14 protein-coding genes, 1 pseudogene and 1 riboswitch are annotated in these 16728 nt (G+C 57.9%); of the genes and pseudogenes, 11 read left to right on the forward strand and 4 right to left on the reverse strand.

Going from position 1 to position 16728, the window contains the following annotated elements; all coding sequences use genetic code 11:
• Positions 1 to 1712 (forward strand): AAA family ATPase (locus DBR30_RS07030; RefSeq protein ID WP_146181363.1); only part of this gene is annotated, 1712 nt, incomplete at its 5' end.
• 176 nt (positions 1713 to 1888) lie between these two features.
• Here the strand turns inward: DBR30_RS07030 and DBR30_RS07035 are convergent.
• Positions 1889 to 2686: an alpha/beta fold hydrolase gene (locus DBR30_RS07035; RefSeq protein ID WP_108588259.1), complete on the reverse strand. Its 798-nt coding sequence runs from the start codon at positions 2684 to 2686 to the stop codon at positions 1889 to 1891.
• Positions 2687 to 2804: 118 nt separating this feature from the next.
• Here DBR30_RS07035 and DBR30_RS07040 point away from each other — a divergent pair, with 118 nt between their 5' ends.
• From DBR30_RS07040 to DBR30_RS07050, 3 genes are read left to right on the forward strand one after another with little or no spacing between them, the layout of a single operon-like run.
• Positions 2805 to 3188 (forward strand): MmcQ/YjbR family DNA-binding protein, encoded by a 384-nt coding sequence (locus DBR30_RS07040; protein WP_069555061.1) that lies wholly within the window; start codon positions 2805 to 2807, stop codon positions 3186 to 3188.
• Positions 3185 to 3673, forward strand: coding sequence for a GNAT family N-acetyltransferase (locus DBR30_RS07045; RefSeq protein ID WP_108540095.1), 489 nt, complete (start codon positions 3185 to 3187; stop codon positions 3671 to 3673). The genes DBR30_RS07040 and DBR30_RS07045 overlap by 4 nt, the downstream gene beginning before the upstream one ends.
• 57 nt (positions 3674 to 3730) lie before the next feature.
• Positions 3731 to 4066 carry a DUF3802 family protein gene (locus tag DBR30_RS07050; protein ID WP_005333735.1) on the forward strand — a complete coding sequence of 112 codons (336 nt, stop codon included), beginning with the start codon at positions 3731 to 3733 and terminating at the stop codon, positions 4064 to 4066.
• A 261-nt stretch (positions 4067 to 4327) separates the two neighbouring features.
• On the opposite strand, the gene msrA is transcribed toward DBR30_RS07050, so the two are convergent.
• Entirely contained in the window at positions 4328 to 4960 is a 633-nt protein-coding gene (gene msrA, locus DBR30_RS07055) for a peptide-methionine (S)-S-oxide reductase MsrA (RefSeq protein ID WP_019446160.1), read from the reverse strand.
• A 268-nt stretch (positions 4961 to 5228) separates the two neighbouring features.
• Between msrA and argA the strand changes: the two genes are divergently transcribed.
• Both argA and lysC read left to right on the forward strand, forming a co-directional pair.
• Positions 5229 to 6557 (forward strand): amino-acid N-acetyltransferase, encoded by a 1329-nt coding sequence (argA, locus tag DBR30_RS07060; protein WP_005345063.1) that lies wholly within the window; start codon positions 5229 to 5231, stop codon positions 6555 to 6557.
• A 107-nt stretch (positions 6558 to 6664) separates the two neighbouring features.
• A riboswitch (Lysine riboswitch) is annotated at positions 6665 to 6888 on the forward strand.
• A gap of 90 nt (positions 6889 to 6978) precedes the next feature.
• A complete protein-coding gene (gene lysC, locus DBR30_RS07065; protein ID WP_108540098.1) occupies positions 6979 to 8331 on the forward strand; it encodes a lysine-sensitive aspartokinase 3 in 1353 nt (450 codons plus the stop codon).
• 81 nt (positions 8332 to 8412) lie between these two features.
• Here the strand turns inward: lysC and DBR30_RS07070 are convergent, their stop codons facing one another.
• Positions 8413 to 9498 carry a hypothetical protein gene (locus DBR30_RS07070; protein ID WP_005333743.1) on the reverse strand — a complete coding sequence of 362 codons (1086 nt, stop codon included), beginning with the start codon at positions 9496 to 9498 and terminating at the stop codon, positions 8413 to 8415.
• 255 nt (positions 9499 to 9753) lie between these two features.
• Between DBR30_RS07070 and DBR30_RS07075 the strand changes: the two genes are divergently transcribed.
• Positions 9754 to 12009 (forward strand): LTA synthase family protein, encoded by a 2256-nt coding sequence (locus DBR30_RS07075; protein ID WP_108540100.1) that lies wholly within the window; start codon positions 9754 to 9756, stop codon positions 12007 to 12009.
• A 64-nt stretch (positions 12010 to 12073) separates the two neighbouring features.
• Here DBR30_RS07075 and DBR30_RS07080 read toward each other — a convergent pair whose 3' ends face one another.
• A complete protein-coding gene (locus tag DBR30_RS07080; protein ID WP_108540103.1) occupies positions 12074 to 13087 on the reverse strand; it encodes a S66 family peptidase in 1014 nt (337 codons plus the stop codon).
• Positions 13088 to 13352: 265 nt separating this feature from the next.
• Here DBR30_RS07080 and DBR30_RS07085 point away from each other — a divergent pair, with 265 nt between their 5' ends.
• The 4 genes and pseudogenes from DBR30_RS07085 to DBR30_RS21770 form a co-directional block, all read left to right on the forward strand.
• Entirely contained in the window at positions 13353 to 14195 is an 843-nt protein-coding gene (locus tag DBR30_RS07085; protein WP_042053080.1) for a patatin-like phospholipase family protein, read from the forward strand.
• A 200-nt stretch (positions 14196 to 14395) separates the two neighbouring features.
• Positions 14396 to 15454 (forward strand): anaerobic sulfite reductase subunit AsrA, encoded by a 1059-nt coding sequence (asrA, locus tag DBR30_RS07090; RefSeq protein WP_108540105.1) that lies wholly within the window; start codon positions 14396 to 14398, stop codon positions 15452 to 15454.
• Between the two features lies 1 nt (position 15455).
• Complete coding sequence (gene asrB, locus DBR30_RS07095) at positions 15456 to 16295, forward strand: anaerobic sulfite reductase subunit AsrB (protein WP_108540108.1); 840 nt, start codon at positions 15456 to 15458, stop codon at positions 16293 to 16295.
• 11 nt (positions 16296 to 16306) lie between these two features.
• Positions 16307 to 16728: pseudogene (locus tag DBR30_RS21770) on the forward strand (sulfite reductase subunit C); the annotation flags it as partial.

The raw sequence follows: 16728 nt of genomic DNA on the forward strand, positions 1-16728 counted from the left end.
ACTTTAATTATTTAAAGAGCATACATAATAGTGAATTTCCACCGGGTAAAAGAATTATTGTAACAGCAAATCTTGATGAAAGTCAGACATGGCATTGGAGAAGAAATCAAGTAGAGTGTCAAATAACGTTATCAAAGGACAATTTTTTTACTAAAGAGGATAAGGTTTCATACAAAACAAACAGTCATCGTGTTATGCTTAATTGTCAACACAACCTAAATACTGACACATCTATACTTAACATTAAAGTCAACGAATTATCTATTTTCAATGAAAATGATCTAATTTATCATGATATTAAATCCCCCCACCCCACATGGAGAGACCCAACTGATATAGCACCAGGATTCAATGATAACAAATTTTATTGGGAGAAGTTTTTAAAATCTTTGGTTTTTGTTGACCCCATCAGACATCACTCTCGCAATTCAAAAAATCAACAGAGTTACTATTTTGATGGTGCGCAAATTATTAGTGAACTAGATAGATTAAGAACTGACAAGGCAACCCCATCAAATTGGTCAAATTACAAAAGACAAATAAAAATTTGGTTAAGTGACATTTTGTCTGAATCTGTAACAAACATTGAAATTATTGATGACGACTTATGCCTTGAATTTCAATCTGGGTTATCATTCTCTCTAGATAAATTAGGTACCGGTGTATCTCAAATTGTAATGCTTCTCTCGCACCTCTGGATTAATAAAGAATCTTATCTTAATGTTTTTTTGGAAGAGCCAGAAGCTAATTTGCATCCAGAAGCAGTTGTCAGACTTGTAAGAATATTTGAAAGTGAGTTGGTTAATCATCGATTCTTTATTACCACACACTCCCCCTCTCTTATCGATTGTCTCAATGAAAACTGGTCTGTATATAGAACTTTAAAGAACGCTAATGGTGCCAGCTTAATATCCCCTAATGACAATGTTGTTAAACATTACGAAACATTAGACTCTCTAGGCGTAAAAGCATCTCAAATACTTCAAGCAAATACCGTGATATGGGTTGAAGGCCCCAGCGATAGAATTTATATAAAAAAATGGATTGAATTATTTTCACATGGGACCTTAAAAGAAGGAAAGGATTATTCATTTTTATATTTTGGCGGCACCAATCTAGCATCATTTACTGCATTAGATGATCCTGACAACAACTTTATAAACATTTTAAGCACTAGCAGAAAAGCTTACTTGATAGCGGATTCTGATTGTTCATCAAAATCAAGTAGAGATAACGATGCCTTTAAAGCATATCTAAACTCGATGCTGGATAGATTGGATTCGGCCAATAAACACAAAGCTGGGTTACACTCTTCTATAAAAGACTATATCAAAATCTGGATTACAGATGGTCGTGAAATTGAAAATTACATTTCAAAAGAACTACTTTTTACAGTTTTAACACGCCAAGAATTTAAAAGAAGTTATATTGGAAGAGGAGAACAGCGCAAGATTATAAAATTGATACCAACAGAACCATCAGACTTCGTTTTCGATAAATTTGATTCGTTCGACATGGCTATTGCTAAATGTTATCAAGATGACTCTGATATACCACTGACAGACTCTGACATTAATAATATTGCTCTGAGTTATGCCAATAAAAAAGTGCAAATAGCTAAAGCCATATCTAAAGATATTAATTTAAAAGACTGTACAACATTTGATCTAGACGAAAAAATGCACGAATTAATTGCATTCATTAAAAAATGACTACATAACTATTTTGAACGAAAACATTCGCCTTTAGTAAAAATATGGTAAGGATCCTTACTACTAATCTAAGGATACATTGATAAACGGCAGGAATTATCCTGCCAATAATTTATTTATCTTGCGGCCGGCGCCTGCTGATAGAGAATGCGGTGATAATGTATACAAGTGCAATGCTATTTCAGGTTAGCAACGTCGACTTGGCGAGTAATAAAATCCAAGGTAGTACGATTAAACTGCTCCGGCTGCTCCACATTGCAGACATGGCCGCACTGTTCGATCACCGCCAGTGAGGAGCTGGCATCGCGGGCCACCTGTTCGCGTACCGGTGCCAAAAACATATGATCCTCCTCCCCCATCACATAGAGGGTGGGAATGGGCAGGGAGCGTTCGCGAAAGTAACGCATCAGCGGGTTAACCTCGGTGGCGAGGCGGAACCAGCGCTTGAACTCCTTCTGGCAGAGCTTGCGGGCTTCGCGCACAAAGAGGTTGCGCGACTCCTGATGGTGCTGGCGCGGCATGATGATGAAAGCAAACAGCCGGTAGAGCCACATATAGGGCAGGAAGTGCTGGCCGAGTCGGCCCAGTTGCACCAGCACCCGCGAGCGGATATCGAGCCGCAAAATGGCGCCCCCCAGTACCATGCTTTTCACCCGCTCCGGGCAGAGCTCGGCCAGATGGCGAATAAGGATGGTGCCAAGGGAGATGCCGACAAAGTGGGCGCGGCGGATATCGAGGTGATCGAGCAGCCGAACGATATCTTCGGTCACTTCCCGAAAGCTGTAGTGGCCCTTGACCACCTGTTGCAGCTGGTGGGACTGGCCGTGGCCGCGCAAGTCCAGCAGCAGCACGTTGAAGTGTTCGCGATAAGCGCGCAGCTGCTTGAACCAGATGGAGGAGCTGCCACCGGCGCCGTGGACAAATACCACCCAATCCCGCTCGGGACCCAGTTCGAAAGTCTTGTGATACAACATCCAATAGGCTCCCTTGGTGATGGGGGGTATACTCGGCTGCGCGCATATTAACAGAACAGGCCCGCCGATAGATATGCGCCTGACATGACCCGGATCACCCCTTGCGCGAGAACTTTCCATGGATTTGACCCGTTTGCGCCACTTTCTGCTCTCCCTGCCGGGCGCCACCGAAGATACCCCGTTTGGCCCGGAGATCCTGGTCTACCGCATCGCGGGCAAGATGTTCGCGCTGGTGGATTGGCAGGCCGAGCCGCTCACCATCAACCTCAAATGCGAGCCCGAGCTGGCGTTGCTGCTGCGCGAGATCCACCCCGAGGTCAAACCGGGCTGGCATATGAACAAGCAACACTGGAACACAGTGACCCTGAACAGCACCTTGCCAGATGATCTGTGGCAGGGCTGGGTGCACCACTCCTATGAGCGGGTTGTCGCGGGTCTGCCCAAAGCCAAACGGCCACAGGCGCCGCGCCCCCTCTCCCCCACTGACGACCCAACCTTATGACGCCAGCACTTAGTCCAGCACTTTGCATTGTCCCCCTTGGTGAGGCACATATCCCTGCCCTCGTGAGCCTGTTTGAGCAGGCGGTGCGACGCAGCGGCCCCGAGCACTACAGCGCCGAGCAGGTGGAGCAGTGGGCCCTCGGTGCACAACATCCGGGCTTTGTCAGCCAGCTGCGCGAGCACCACGGCTGGGTGGCTGAGCTGGCAAATGTGCCCCTCGGGTTTGTCACTCTGAGCCCCGATGGCCACCTCAGTCTGCTCTATGTGAGCGCCGACCATCAGCGCCAGGGACTGGGCAATCTGCTGCTCACCACGGCGCTCGCGGGGGCCCGAGGGCTCGGTATGACGCTCATCACCACCGAGGCCAGCGCCTTCAGTTATGAGCTATTTTTACGACATGGCTTTACGTTGACCGGGCTGGAGTGCGTGGAGCGGGGCGGAGTCAGTTTTACTCGCCATCGCCTGCACTGCTGCTTGCCAAGCTAGGGCAAGCCACTAAAATACGCTTAATTTTCGTATTGTTACTGTATTGAGGCAGCAACCATGGTGGTAGAAAGTGAAGGCTATATCTCGCTGATCGAGTATCTGGTGGAGAGTTTGGGATTGTTTGAATCCCAGCAGCAGAACGATGGTGAAGAGACCATCGAAGATCTGGTCAGTGGCCGAGTTGCCAGCAACCTGATGGCCATTTGCGAGCAAAACCCCCAGCTCGATCCCAAGGTGCGTTTCGCCATCATGCAGGAGGCCGACGCCGTGGTCGCCGATCTGGAGGAGGTGCTCTCCGCCGTCTGGCTCCGCGCCCCGACCCCGGAACAGAAAACCTTCCTCATCGAGTTTATCGATCTCATCAAGAACCTGTTCGACAGCGCCATCGGCTGATCTGCCGTCCGGCTCTCCCGCCCAACGCAAGATTTCAGAACAGCAGATAAGGAAAAGGGCCGCCTTGGTGGGCAGCCCTGCTTGCTATCATTTTCAACCCGCCAGTGCGTTCATTCATCAGGCGGTTATCAAGGCAAGAAATGTGTCTGGACTTTGCATCCGATCCCTGGACGCTACCTAGTTAGTCCCGACTGGTCGCAATAAGTTCCCTCCTCCGACCATTTATTTTCACTTTTATTAAGAAATCGACTACAAACCTGTTCAGCGGTTCAGGCTGGGCGGCAAACAGACTCCAATGCCACCCAATCCGCAGTAGCCATCCGGGTTCTTCTCCAGATATTGCTGATGGTAATCCTCGGCGTAATAGAAGGGTGCCAGCGGCAGAATGCGGGTAGTGATGGCACGGCTGTCGCCGCTTGCCGCCATCGCCTGCTGATAGGCCGCCATGCTCTGCTGGGCAATGATCTGCTGGCTCTCGTCGCCATAGAAGATCACCGAGCGATACTGGGTGCCAATGTCCCCGCCCTGACGCATCCCCTGCGCCGGATCGTGCTGCTCCCAGAACAGTCTGAGCAGATCGCCATAGCTGATCACCGCCGGATCAAACACCACCTGCACCGTTTCGGCATGTCCGGTCAGGCCGCTGCACACCTCTTTGTAGGTGGGATTCTGGGTCACACCGCCCTGATAACCTGCCGCGGTGGAGTAGACGCCCGGCTGCTGCCAGAACAGGCGCTCCACGCCCCAGAAGCAACCCATGCCAAACCAGGCCACCGCCATCCCTTCCGGCCAAGGGCCTTGGGTCGGGTTGCCATTCACCGCATGCTGCTGACCAATCACCATCGCTTCGCGTCGTCCCGGCAGGGCATCTGCCGGTGAAATAATCTGTTCCATGAATTCTGTCCTTGTATAAAACCCTGTGAAATCACACAGCTGACGAAAAGGAGCATCGAAGATAGCAGTTTATCGCGCCGGATCAACCGGCGGGCCCTTCCCCGCTCGCCCCAACGGCCATCTGCGCTTCCTGCCACCTGCTCCCAATCCGCACGGCCAAGCCGCCCCTCGTAGACCAGAAACGGTCAAAATCAATATTTAGTCTTGATTTGTGAATTAATTTTCATATATTGAGCCAATCGCTGTTTTTTTATGGAAGAAATATCAAGTGCGTGAACGCGAACCCAGTCTGGTCAATGCCTTCCGGCAATCCACCCCCTATGTCAATGTGCATCGGGGTGCCACCTTTGTGCTGATGATGGGGGGTGAAGCCATCTGCCACCCCAACTTCGCCAATATCGTCAGCGATATTGCCCTGCTGCAGACACTGGGCATACGCCTGGTGCTGGTGTTTGGTTCACGTCCGCAAAACGATGAAGCGTTAGCCCGCGCCGGTATCGAGGCCCAGTACCACAAGCGGATCCGGGTCACCGATGACGAGAGTTTTACCATCATCAAGCAGGTGTGTGGCGGCCTGCAATATGACATCACCGCCCAGCTCTCCATGGGGCTCGCGAACACCCCAATGCAGGGGGCGCGGATCAGCGTGGTGAGCGGCAACTTCGTCACCGCCCAGCCGCTGGGGGTGGATGATGGCATCGACTTTTGCCACAGCGGCCGGGTGCGCCGCATCGACGTGGAGGGGATCACCCGCCAGCTCGATCAGAAGAGTCTGGTGCTCATCTCCCCCATCGGCTGCTCGGTCACCGGCGAGAGCTTTAACCTCAGCTCCGAAGAGGTGGCCCGCCGGGTAGCGGTCGATCTCAAGGCGGACAAGCTCATCTGCTTTAGCAGCACCCAGGGGGTAATGGACAGACGCGGCGAGGCCATCTCCGAGCTCTTCCCCGAGCAGGCCGAAGAGCTGCTGGTGGAGCTGGAGCAGGCTGGCGAAGAGATGTCCGGCACCGCCCGCTATCTGCGTGCGGCCATTGCCTCCTGCCGAGGCGGCGTGCCCCGCTCCCATCTGGTGAGCTATCAGGATGATGGCGCCATGCTGCAGGAGCTGTTCAGTCGCGACGGCCTCGGCACCCAGATCGTGCGGGAAAGTGCCGAGCAGGCCCGCGCCGCTACCATCGAGGATATCGGCGGCATTCTTGATTTGATCCGCCCGCTGGAGGAGGAAGGCATTCTGGTGCGCCGCTCCCGCGAGCAGCTGGAGATGGAGATCGACAAGTTCACCATCATCGAGCGCGATGGCCTCATCATCGGCTGCGCGGCCCTCTACTGCTTTATGGAAGAGGCGATGGCGGAGATGGCCTGCGTCGCCATTCACCCCGACTACCGCAATTCAAACCGGGGGGATCAGCTGGTGGCCAAGGTGGCCGAGCGGGCCAAGCGGCTTGGCATTCGCCGCCTGTTCGTGCTCACCACCCGCTCCATCCACTGGTTCCGGGAGCGGGGCTTCGATCCGCTGGAAGTGGAAGATCTGCCGGTGGCGCGCCAGCGTCTCTACAACTGGCAGCGCCGTTCCAAGGTTTTGTCAAAGACCATTGCCTAAGCCATTGATTCTGTGTTGAGTTAGCCGACAATTTGAACTTTTTCACAAACTCGATTGACAGTGCAATCCAACGCAGGGTATTTCTAAATGCACTCCACCGCCCTGGTGGAGCCAGAAGAGGAGCGCTGCCCAGGCAGCCCAAGGGAGGACGCCAGCGTCCGGTGAACTTGGGTCAGGGGGAGCAGCGCCGAGACGAGTGAGGAGACTGGTGACCTCAACGTCGGCTGCGGGGGCTGAATCCCCCGGGTTGTCATCGGTAGTGATCATCCCCCACCGCGCCCTGTCAGGGGCGGTACGGGATGGGCTCTGCAGGTGGAGTGCTTCTGGCCGGGATAGCTTCGTTCATTCCTGCCATTTTCAGCCTCCTCCTCTCTTTTTTGCCCGATGGAACCGGAATCTTAAAATAAGACAGGAGTAAGCAATGAGCCCGATCAATGTCGCCAAGTTTGGCGGAACCAGTGTCGCCAACTTCCCGGCCATGAATCACTGCGCCGACATCGTGCTGGCCAATCCCGCCACCCGGGTGGTGGTACTGAGTGCCAGCGCCGGTGTCACCAACCTGCTGGTCGCTCTGGCACAAGGGGAGCTGGACGAAGCGGGCCGTGACGAGCAACTGGCCAAACTGGCCGGGATCCAGCAGGCCATTCTGACCGATCTCGGCAACCCTGTTGATGTGAGCGCCCTCATTCATGGCCAGCTGGACGAAGTTCGCCTCATGGCCCAGCAAGCCCACCAGCATACCGATGCGGAGCTGGCCGATCGCCTCATCGCCTGCGGCGAGCTGATGTCTACCCGCCTCTTTACCGAGCTGCTGCGCCAGCGCGGCGTCAAGGCTCACTGGCAGGATGTGCGCCAGCTGATGCGCACCGACAGCCGCTTTGGCAAGGCCACCGTCGATCTGGCCACCACCCGAACCCTCTGCCAGCAGACGCTGGGCCCGCAGCTTGGCGACAGCCTTATCATCACCCAGGGCTTTATCGGTGCCGATGGCGATGGCCGCACCACCACGCTGGGGCGCGGCGGCTCTGACTACAGCGCAGCCCTGCTCGCCGAAGCGCTCGATGCCGCCAGTATCGAGATCTGGACCGATGTGCCCGGCATCTACACCACGGATCCGCGCCTCGTCACCCGCGCCCGCCCCATTCCCGAAATCAGCTTTGTCGAAGCGGCCGAGATGGCCACTTTCGGCGCCAAGGTGCTGCACCCCGCCACCCTGCAACCGGCGGTGCGCCAGAATATTCCGGTGTTTGTCGGCTCCGCCAAGGACCCCGCCGCCGGTGGTACCTGGATCCGCGCCAGCACAGATTCAAGCCCGCTGTTTCGCGCCGTCGCCCTGCGCCGCCAGCAGGTGCTGGTGACCCTGCACAGCCTCAACATGTTCCACGCCTACGGCTTCCTGGCCGAAGTATTCGGCATTCTGGCCCGTCACCGCATCTCGGTCGATCTCATCACTACCTCGGAAGTGAGCGTGTCATTGACGCTGGACCACACCGGCAGCCAGAGCAACGGCGAGCCAATCCTGAGCGACAAGGTACTGGCCGAGCTGGGCCAGCTTTGCAAGGTGGAGGTGGAAACCGGTCTGGCACTGGTGGCGCTCATCGGCAACCGGATGAGCGAAGTGAACGGGGTGGGCAGTCAGGTCTTTGACGCCCTGCGCGAGCACAACATCCGGATGATCTGCTACGGCGCCAGCGCCCACAACCTCTGCTTCCTGGTCAAGGAGAGCGAGGCGGGCAATATCGTCAACCGCCTCCATCAGGAGCTGCTGGACTGATCCTCAACCGAGGCAAGTTCGAACACGCAACAGGGCGCCAACACGGCGCCCTGTTCATTTGTACTCCGTAAAGGTATTGGCTCAGGCAAGGCTGGTGGCTGGCAACTGACAGGCTACGGCTTCCCGACGTAGCTGCTGCAAGCGGGCCAGCAGCCCTGTCTGGCCCAGCTCCGTCTCCTGAGGCGAGAGATTGTCCACCAGCAGCGGATAGTGATCCGTCACCGCCTGCATCAGCCAGTCGAGACGGCGCAGGGTGAGCGGGCCGCAGCTCTGGCCGCTCAGATCATCGGCCACATCGAGCCGGTGGCTGCGATACATGTCCCGCCACCAGTTGGCGACCAGCGCCTCGTCGCTCGCCAGCGCGGCGCTCCACTCCCCTTGCAGGGCGTGCAGGCGGGCCAGCACGGGCGCGCTGGCCCCTTCACGGATCAGGTGGTGGATCTCCCGTTTCACCCATTTCAGGCAAAGCTCGCGCCAGTAGCGAAATTGCGGCAGAGGATCGGCCTCATCGAGCCAGAGTCCGGAGAGGGTGCGGGTCTCCAACCGCTCCGGTACATGGAACTGCGGGTCGACCAGACCATTGGAGTTGTATTCAAAGCGGGGATCGAAGGTCCACATATAGCCAAAGTCGAACACGCAGATCTGCTCGCCGTCATCGAGCAGGTTGCCCGGGCTCGGGTCCCAGTCAAACCAGCCCCAGCGGGCCAGCTCACCCTGCACCTCCAGCATCTGGGCCAGATTGCGTTCGTTGAGCTGATGGACCGGCACACCCCGCAACCAGGGGGAGACCAGCACCCCGGCCCGCGCCGAGCCGAAGCTGGTGCAAACCACGTGGGAGAGGACAGTAGGATGCAGCTCGCGCAGCGCCTCGATTTCGCGCCGCCGCTCCAGCTCGGTCAGAAAGGCGGTCTTGCCATCGAGGTTGGCCACCAGTGAATCCTGACGGCGCCGCTTGAGGCACCAGTGATGCCCCTCCACCTTGAGGTGAAACACCTCGGCGGTAAGACCGTGGCGATAGACCTTGACCACAGCCGGATGGCTATCCTTCAGCTTGACCAGCTGGGCCAGCGGCAGCGGGCAGTCGCGCTCGCGTCCGATCCGGATCTCTTCCTTGCTCTCCAGCATGCGCAGCAATCTGGCCTGACGTGCCATCACTTTGGGATTCATACATGTACCTCCAGTCGCTATCGAGAGACTAAACAGCAGATCCCTCCCAAGCCAGTGGCAAAACCCCATGATGACGCTTTCATCACATATTCCGAACAATCCCTCGACCGGGATCACAATTTGCAAGGTTGAGCTGTAACCAAATATTCATTAAGTGGTCATTAAATTGACAAGCTGAAACAAGGCCCGCACCATCGGGTCAAACTCTATGCGGATGAACGATCTCTCCCTCACTCGCTCAAAGGATGAGCTTATATGAATCGCCCCTCCTCAGGCCGCCCCCGCGTCCTGAGTCTGCCCTCTCTACTGCTTGCCCTGCTGGGCGGATTGCTGCTGCTGACCCTGTTGTTGCCGCTGCTCAATCCCGGTAGCTGGCTGGGCCGTGCCCAGCCGCTGGTGCTGGGCCCCGCCGACAACCCGCTGGCCACCCTCACCCGCCACGCACTGCTCTATAAAAGCGACAGCCGCGGCCTCTATCTGGTGGTGCGCAGCCAGTGGCAGTTGCGAGGGCCACTGCAAGCGGGGGACAAGGTGCGAGTGGAGCTGCTCAACGACAAGGGGGAGCGGATTGACCAGCTCAGTCAGGCGGTGGATAAGCGTCAGGTGTGCCGCAATAACCGCTGCTCGCTGGATCTCAACAGCACCTTGCGCGCCCCGGACGATGCGCTGGCCAGCCGTTATCAGCTGCGCATCGGTCTGCTGCTCAAAGATCGCCCCGAGAGCGGCGATTTCAGCCAGATCCTGCAAACCCTGCCGGAGCAGGGCTTCAACCTCACCTATCTGGTGGTGAGCCTGACCCTGGTGCTGGCCCTGAGCGCCGCCGTGCTCAAGACGGTGCTGCCAAAGCTGCGCCGCAGCCTGCGCTGGCGGATCATCGGCAGCCTGCTGCTCGGCAACCTCACCTTCGTGCTGCTGCACGGCTTCGTGGTGTTCAAGCTGGGGGAGTTTCTGCTCTGGTCAGGCTTTCGGCCGGAGCACTACTATCTCGCCTGGGGCAGCATGGTGCTGGGCTGGAGCCTCTGCGCGCTGGCGGGCTTCAACCTCTATATGGGGCTGGTCTTTACCGCGCTGTCAGGCATAGGTCTGCTGGCCAACTTTATGAAGATCGCCATCTACGGCGTGCCGCTCGGCGGGGACGATTTTGGCAACCTGCTGGCGCTGCTGCGGATCCTGCTCGACCAGCACCCCATCCTGCCCATCTTCACCGTGTTGCTGGCACTGTTTCTCTGCTGGCGCTTTGCCCTGTCACGCTGGGTGTTGCGCACAGCCGCGGCTACCGTCGCCTTCTTTGCCCTGTGCGTCTTTGCCACCCAGACCGGCAACAAGCTGCTGGGGGCCAACATTCGCTACGTGGATCGCGCGGTCAACTACCACAGGGACATCATCCGCTCCGGCCCCGGCCTCTATCTGTTCAATCTGGTGGACGAGATGCTGCAAAGCGGCAGCGTGTTTCGCTACCCCTTGCAGATCAACGAGCTGGCCCCGCAGCTGAGCTATCCGCCTCAAGGCATAGCGCCGCGCTGGGATCTGGTGATCGTGCTGCAATATGAGTCGCTCTGGCTCAACTGGAAGGGGCGGATCTGCGCCCCGGCTCCCACCCTCTCCCTGCCCGCCAGCGTGCAGCAGTGGCAAAAAACCATCCACTCCCCCACCACCGGCGGCATGACGGTACTGGCGGAGTTCGAGATGAACACCGGTCTGCCGGTGGGCTTGCTCAAGCAGGGGGTGGTGCCCTACTACTACCTCTCGCAGCAGGTGCCGGGGCTGGCCCAGAGCGCCAGACAGAGCGGCTACCAGACCCTGTTCGCCCACCCCTATGTGGAAAAATTCTGGGGCCGCGCCAAGGCGATCCCAGCGCTGGGGTATGAGGAGCGCTGGTTCGATACCCGTTTTACCACCCTTGAGCACAAGGGGCTCTATATCTCCGATGATGCGCTGATCGACCACCTGCTCAAGCGCAGCGAACAGGATGACAAGCCGCTATTTGCCTATGCGGTCACCATGCAGGGGCACGGCCCCTTCGATGGCCCCCGCTATCAGGGGCAGGAGCGCAGCGGCGCCTGCCCGAACCAGAGCGAGAGCGACACCCAGCTGCTCAACACCTACTACACCGGGGTGCTGGATGCCATGGCCTCGCTGGAGCGGCTGCTCAAGACCCTAGACCAGTCGGACAAGCGCTATCTGGTGGTGGCATTTGGCGATCACCAGCCGTTTTTGATGTCCGCCGGCAAGGGGATTCACGGTGACAAACCGGCGCGCGATGCCACCTATCAGATCCCCATGATGGCCTTCACCCGCGCCGATGATCCCCTCAATCTGGCGACCCAGTTTGCGCCGGTACGCCAGCTCTACCAGATGGGTCAGGCGACTCGCCAGCTGCTGGCGGGGGATATCACCCCCATTGAAGAGAAGCCCCTGCTCCATCCGGTACTGGGGGAAGAGAAGGGATTCGACCCTTCAAGCCTGGTGCCGCAGATCCGCGCCAGCTTCCGGCCCGATGCCCTGCCCTGATCCCTCCCCACAAAAACAGACAAGGCCGCATCCGCGGCCTTGTTGTTGGACATTCATTTCGTGCTCATTCTGCTCGCCACCAGGGCTGCAGCAAGGTGAGCCGCTGAAGGTCGAGATCGAGCGCCACCTCGATGCCCAGCGGCAACGTCAGCATGGGGTGGGTATGGGCGCAGTCAAACTCCGCAAGAATGGAGAAGTTCGGCTCCCCCACCACCTCCAACAGGATATCGAGTGGGCGCTTGCCGCTGCCCTGATCGTTGAACAGCTCGTGCTTGCCGAGGATAAGCGCGCCGATCCGCTCAAACACCCCGCACAGCTTGAGATGGGCAAAGGAGCGCTCCAGCGTCTCGGCAGATTTCAGGCTGTCCTCCAGCAGCAAAATGTCGCCGTGCTCGATGGCCGGCATATAGGGGGAGCCCCAGATCCCCGCCATGGTGTTGAGGTTGCCGCCGATCAGTCGCCCCTCAACCCGGCCTGAGCCCACCGAGATCAGCCGATTGGGCTGGCACTGCTTGGCCCGGGTCTGGTTTTCCCAATCGAGCCGTTCATCGCTCCATTGCGCGGGGGTGGGCAACGTGCAGGGGACGCCAGCTTCATCGGCCAATGCAATCTGTAAAAAACTGGCCAGCGTCTCATCCACCAGCGGCGGCAACTCGCCAAAGGAGGCCACCAGCGCCGGGCCATAAAAGGTAACCAGGCCAGTTTGGGCATGGATGCCGAGCAGCAACGCCGTCACGTCTGAGTAGCCAACGATAATCTTGGGATCGCGCCTCAGCGCCTCAAAATCGAGGTAGGGCAGCAGGGAGTTGGAGTTGTTGCCGCCAATCACCGACATGATGCAGCGTACTGCGGGGTCGCGAATAAGGGCATTGAGCTCTTCAGCCCGCGCGGCGATGGAGCCGGAGCGCCAGTGATCCTGCTGGCCGGTGAGGCTGCCCGCCTTGAGCCTAAAGCCCTGCCCCTCAAGAAAGGCTTTTGCGCGGGCAAAACGGTTGGGAGCCCAGGCGGTCGCCGCGCTGGAGGGGGAGAAAAAAGCGATGGTATCGCCACGTTGGAGCTGCGGGGGAAATAACGTCATGACACACTCATCCTTGCCAATATCCAGCCATCACAGAGTTGTTGAGACTCCTACACAACCCCTTTGATCACAACAGGTTTATCACTGTCGTTTAGAAATACAAAACACTTGATTCATTATTAACAGATATTCTAAACACCGTCCCCTTCCTAGAATGACCTCATTGCGACGGCCAACCCCGGTTGGTTGTCAGAATGGTCGGCCTGACAGCCCGAACGTTCTCTTTCCCACTTTTTCTCTCTGACTTATCAATGAGGTGCCTGTCATGAACAAAAACGCATCCCCCAGCGCATTGGTTGTAGAAGGCGGCGCCATGCGCGGCATATTTGCCAGCGGCGTGCTGGATGCGTTTATCGAGCATGACTATCGCCCCTTTGACTTCGCCATCGGCGTCTCGGCGGGGGCCACCAACTTGCTGGCTTATCTCGCCAGCCAGCATGGCCGCAGCCACGAGATCCTGACCAAACTGGCGTGCAGCCAGCAGTTTATGGATCCCCTGCGCTTTGCCAAGGGGGGCAATCTGGTGGATATCCACTGGCTGTGGAACACCAGCTGCAGCAAGTATCCTCTCGACATTCACGCCTACCGGGAGACCGGCATCCCCTTCTATGCGGTGGTGACCAATACCCTGACCGGCAAGGCGGAGTACATCCGGGTCAAGCCGGAGAACATGAACGAGGTGCTGCCCGCCAGCTGCGCCATTCCCCTCGCCTCCCACGAATACCCGGAAGTGCACGGGGTGCCGATGACAGATGGCGGGGTGGCCGACTCCATCCCGGTGATCGAGGCCTACCGCCGCGGTGCCCGTCACCTGACGGTGATCCTCTCCGAGCCCCTTGGCTATCGGCTCAAGCCGATGCCTTTCCCCTGGATGATCCGCACTCTGCTCAAGACCCGCCCCGCGCTGGCACAGGCGCTGGAGCAGCGGGATCGCAGCTACAACGAGGCGCTCGATTTTATCGCCAATCCGCCGGAGGACTGCCAGATCGAGGTGATCGCCCCGGCTGACTACTTCCCCGTTTCCCGTTTTACCCGCGATATCAACAAGCTGGAGATGGGATACGTGATGGGCAAGTGCGCAGGCTATCAGGCCGCCCTGCTCAATTGATAAGGATTTTACAGGCATGACCCGACCTGCCGCGACGCACGCGCCGCCAACACAATAACAATCGGGTCAGTTGAGCAACATGAGTCATAAAAACAGACCGTGGCGAGGCAAGCGCAGCCAGAATCGGTGCCAGACACTCTTAGCGGCTTGCGCCTCATCCCTATGCCAGGGCATCTCACCCTCATACAAGGTGTTTATTTATGTCGTTTCTTCTCACCCATCCCGCGCTGGCGCAGCTGTTCGAGCGGCTGCTGCCCGATTACCGGATCATGGCGCCCGCGGCCGAATATCGGGGCGGCCGCTTCTCCGACACCGACAACGTCACCTACCACAGCATCCGCCATCCGGCCGATCTGGTGTGGCAGGAGAAGTCCCACTTCTCCCCGAAAGAGGTGGTGCTCCCCATCACCCAGACCTTGTTCCACTTCGACAATCTGGAGCTGCGCGAATCAAAGGTGGAGGCCAAGCCCACCCTGCTGTTCTTGCGCAGCTGTGATATCCACGCTCTGCGCAGGCTGGATCAGGTCTACCTGAAAAATGGCCAGAACAGCGACGTCTACTACGCCAGACTGCGCAGCAAGCTCAAGCTGGTGCTGCTGGAGTGCCGCGAGAGCTTCGAGAACTGCTTCTGCGTCTCCATGGGCAGCAACGAGACCCAGGACTACGCCGCCGCCATTCGTCTGAGCGATGAGGGTGCCCGTATTGAGGTAAAGGATCCCGAGCTGCTCGGCTACTTTGCCGAACTGGGTGAATCCGATGACTTCACCCCGGAATTTGTCCAGAGCAACCCGGTCAAGGTACGCACCCCGGACAGCGTCTGTGACGACCCACAGCGGATCCGCCAGATTCTCACCGCCCATCCGGTCTGGGCCGAGTACGACAGCCGCTGCATCGGCTGCGGCCGCTGCACCACCTCCTGCCCGACCTGCAGCTGCTACAGCGTGCACGACCTCACCTATGCGGAGAACCCCAAGCAGGGCGAGCGCCGTCGCCAGTGGGCCAGCTGCATGGTGGATGGCTTCAGCGACATGGCAGGTGGCCACGGTTTTCGCGCCAAACATGGCGAGCGCCTGCGTTATCGCGCCCTGCACAAGGTCAACGACTACAAGGCCCGTCAGGGGGAGGAGCACATGTGCGTCGGCTGCGGCCGCTGCGACGATCGCTGCCCTCACTACATCTCCTTTAGCAACATCATCAACAAGATGACCGATGTGGTCGAACAGACCATCGCAGCCGACAACGCGCAGGGGGCGAGCTGATATGTGCCAGTGCCAGCAAACCGCAACAGCAGCACCGCAGCAGGACGTGGTCGAAAACCGCCTGCTGCCCAAGGCCTACACCATTCTGGCCATCGAGCGCCACACCGAGCTTGAGTGGAACTTTCGGGTATCACGCGACTTTGATGTCCACTACGGCCAGTTTGTGGAGATCTCCCTGCCCACCGTCGGCGAAGCGCCCATCTCGGTCTCCGACTATGGCGATGGCTATGTGGACCTGTTGATCCGCAAGGTCGGCAAGGTGACCGATGCGCTGTTTGCCCTCGATGTGGGCGACAAGGTGTGGATGCGCGGTGTCCACGGCAACGGCTATCCGCTGGAGACCTACCGCAACCAGCACCTCATCGTGGTGGCGGGCGGCACCGGCGTCGCGCCGGTCAAGGGGCTGCTGCGCCGCTTCAGCAAACACCCGGAAGAGGTGAAATCCCTCGACATGATCCTCGGCTTCAAGAACGAGCAGGCGGTGCTCTATCGCCACGAGATGCCGCTCTGGGCCAAGCAGCAGAACCTCATCGTCACCCTGGACGAGGGCAAGGAGAGCGAGCAGTTTCGCATCGGCCGGGTCACCGACTACATCGACCAGCTGGATCTTGCTGACAAGGAAGATATCCAGGTGATCGTGGTCGGCCCCCCCATCATGATCCGCTTCGTGGTGCTCGCCTTCCTCGAGCGGGGCATCCCCAAGGATCGCATCTGGGTCGACTACGAACGCCGCATGGCCTGCGCCGTCGGCAAGTGTGGCCACTGCCGGATGGGCGACACCTATATCTGCGTGGATGGACCGGTCTTTCGTTTTGACCAGGCCCAGCATCTGATCGACTGAGGGAGAACACCATGAGTCTCGATATCGACATCATCAAAGCCCGCGCCAAGAACGAATACCGCCTCTCCAAGGTGCGCGGCGAAGCGATGATCAGCGTACGCATTCCCGGCGGGATCATGCCCGCCCACCTGCTGGCAGTGGCCCAGCAGATCGCCGAACAGTATGGCAACGGCCTGATCCACCTCACCACCCGCCAGAAGCTGGCGATGCCCGGCATCAAGTATCAGGACATGGACAAGGTCAACGCCGCCCTCGAACCCTTTATCAAGGAGATCGAGGTGGAGACCTGCGGCATCGAGGTAGAGGACACCACAGCCGGTTACCAGACCATCGGCGGGCGCAATATCGTCGCCTGTCAGGGCAACACCATCTGCCAGAAGGGCAATATCGACTGCACCGGGCTGGCCCAGCGGATGGAGAAACACCTCTACCC

It is taken from the genome of Aeromonas sp. HMWF017 (genome assembly GCF_003061465.1).
GTDB classification, from domain to species: domain Bacteria; phylum Pseudomonadota; class Gammaproteobacteria; order Enterobacterales; family Aeromonadaceae; genus Aeromonas; species Aeromonas veronii.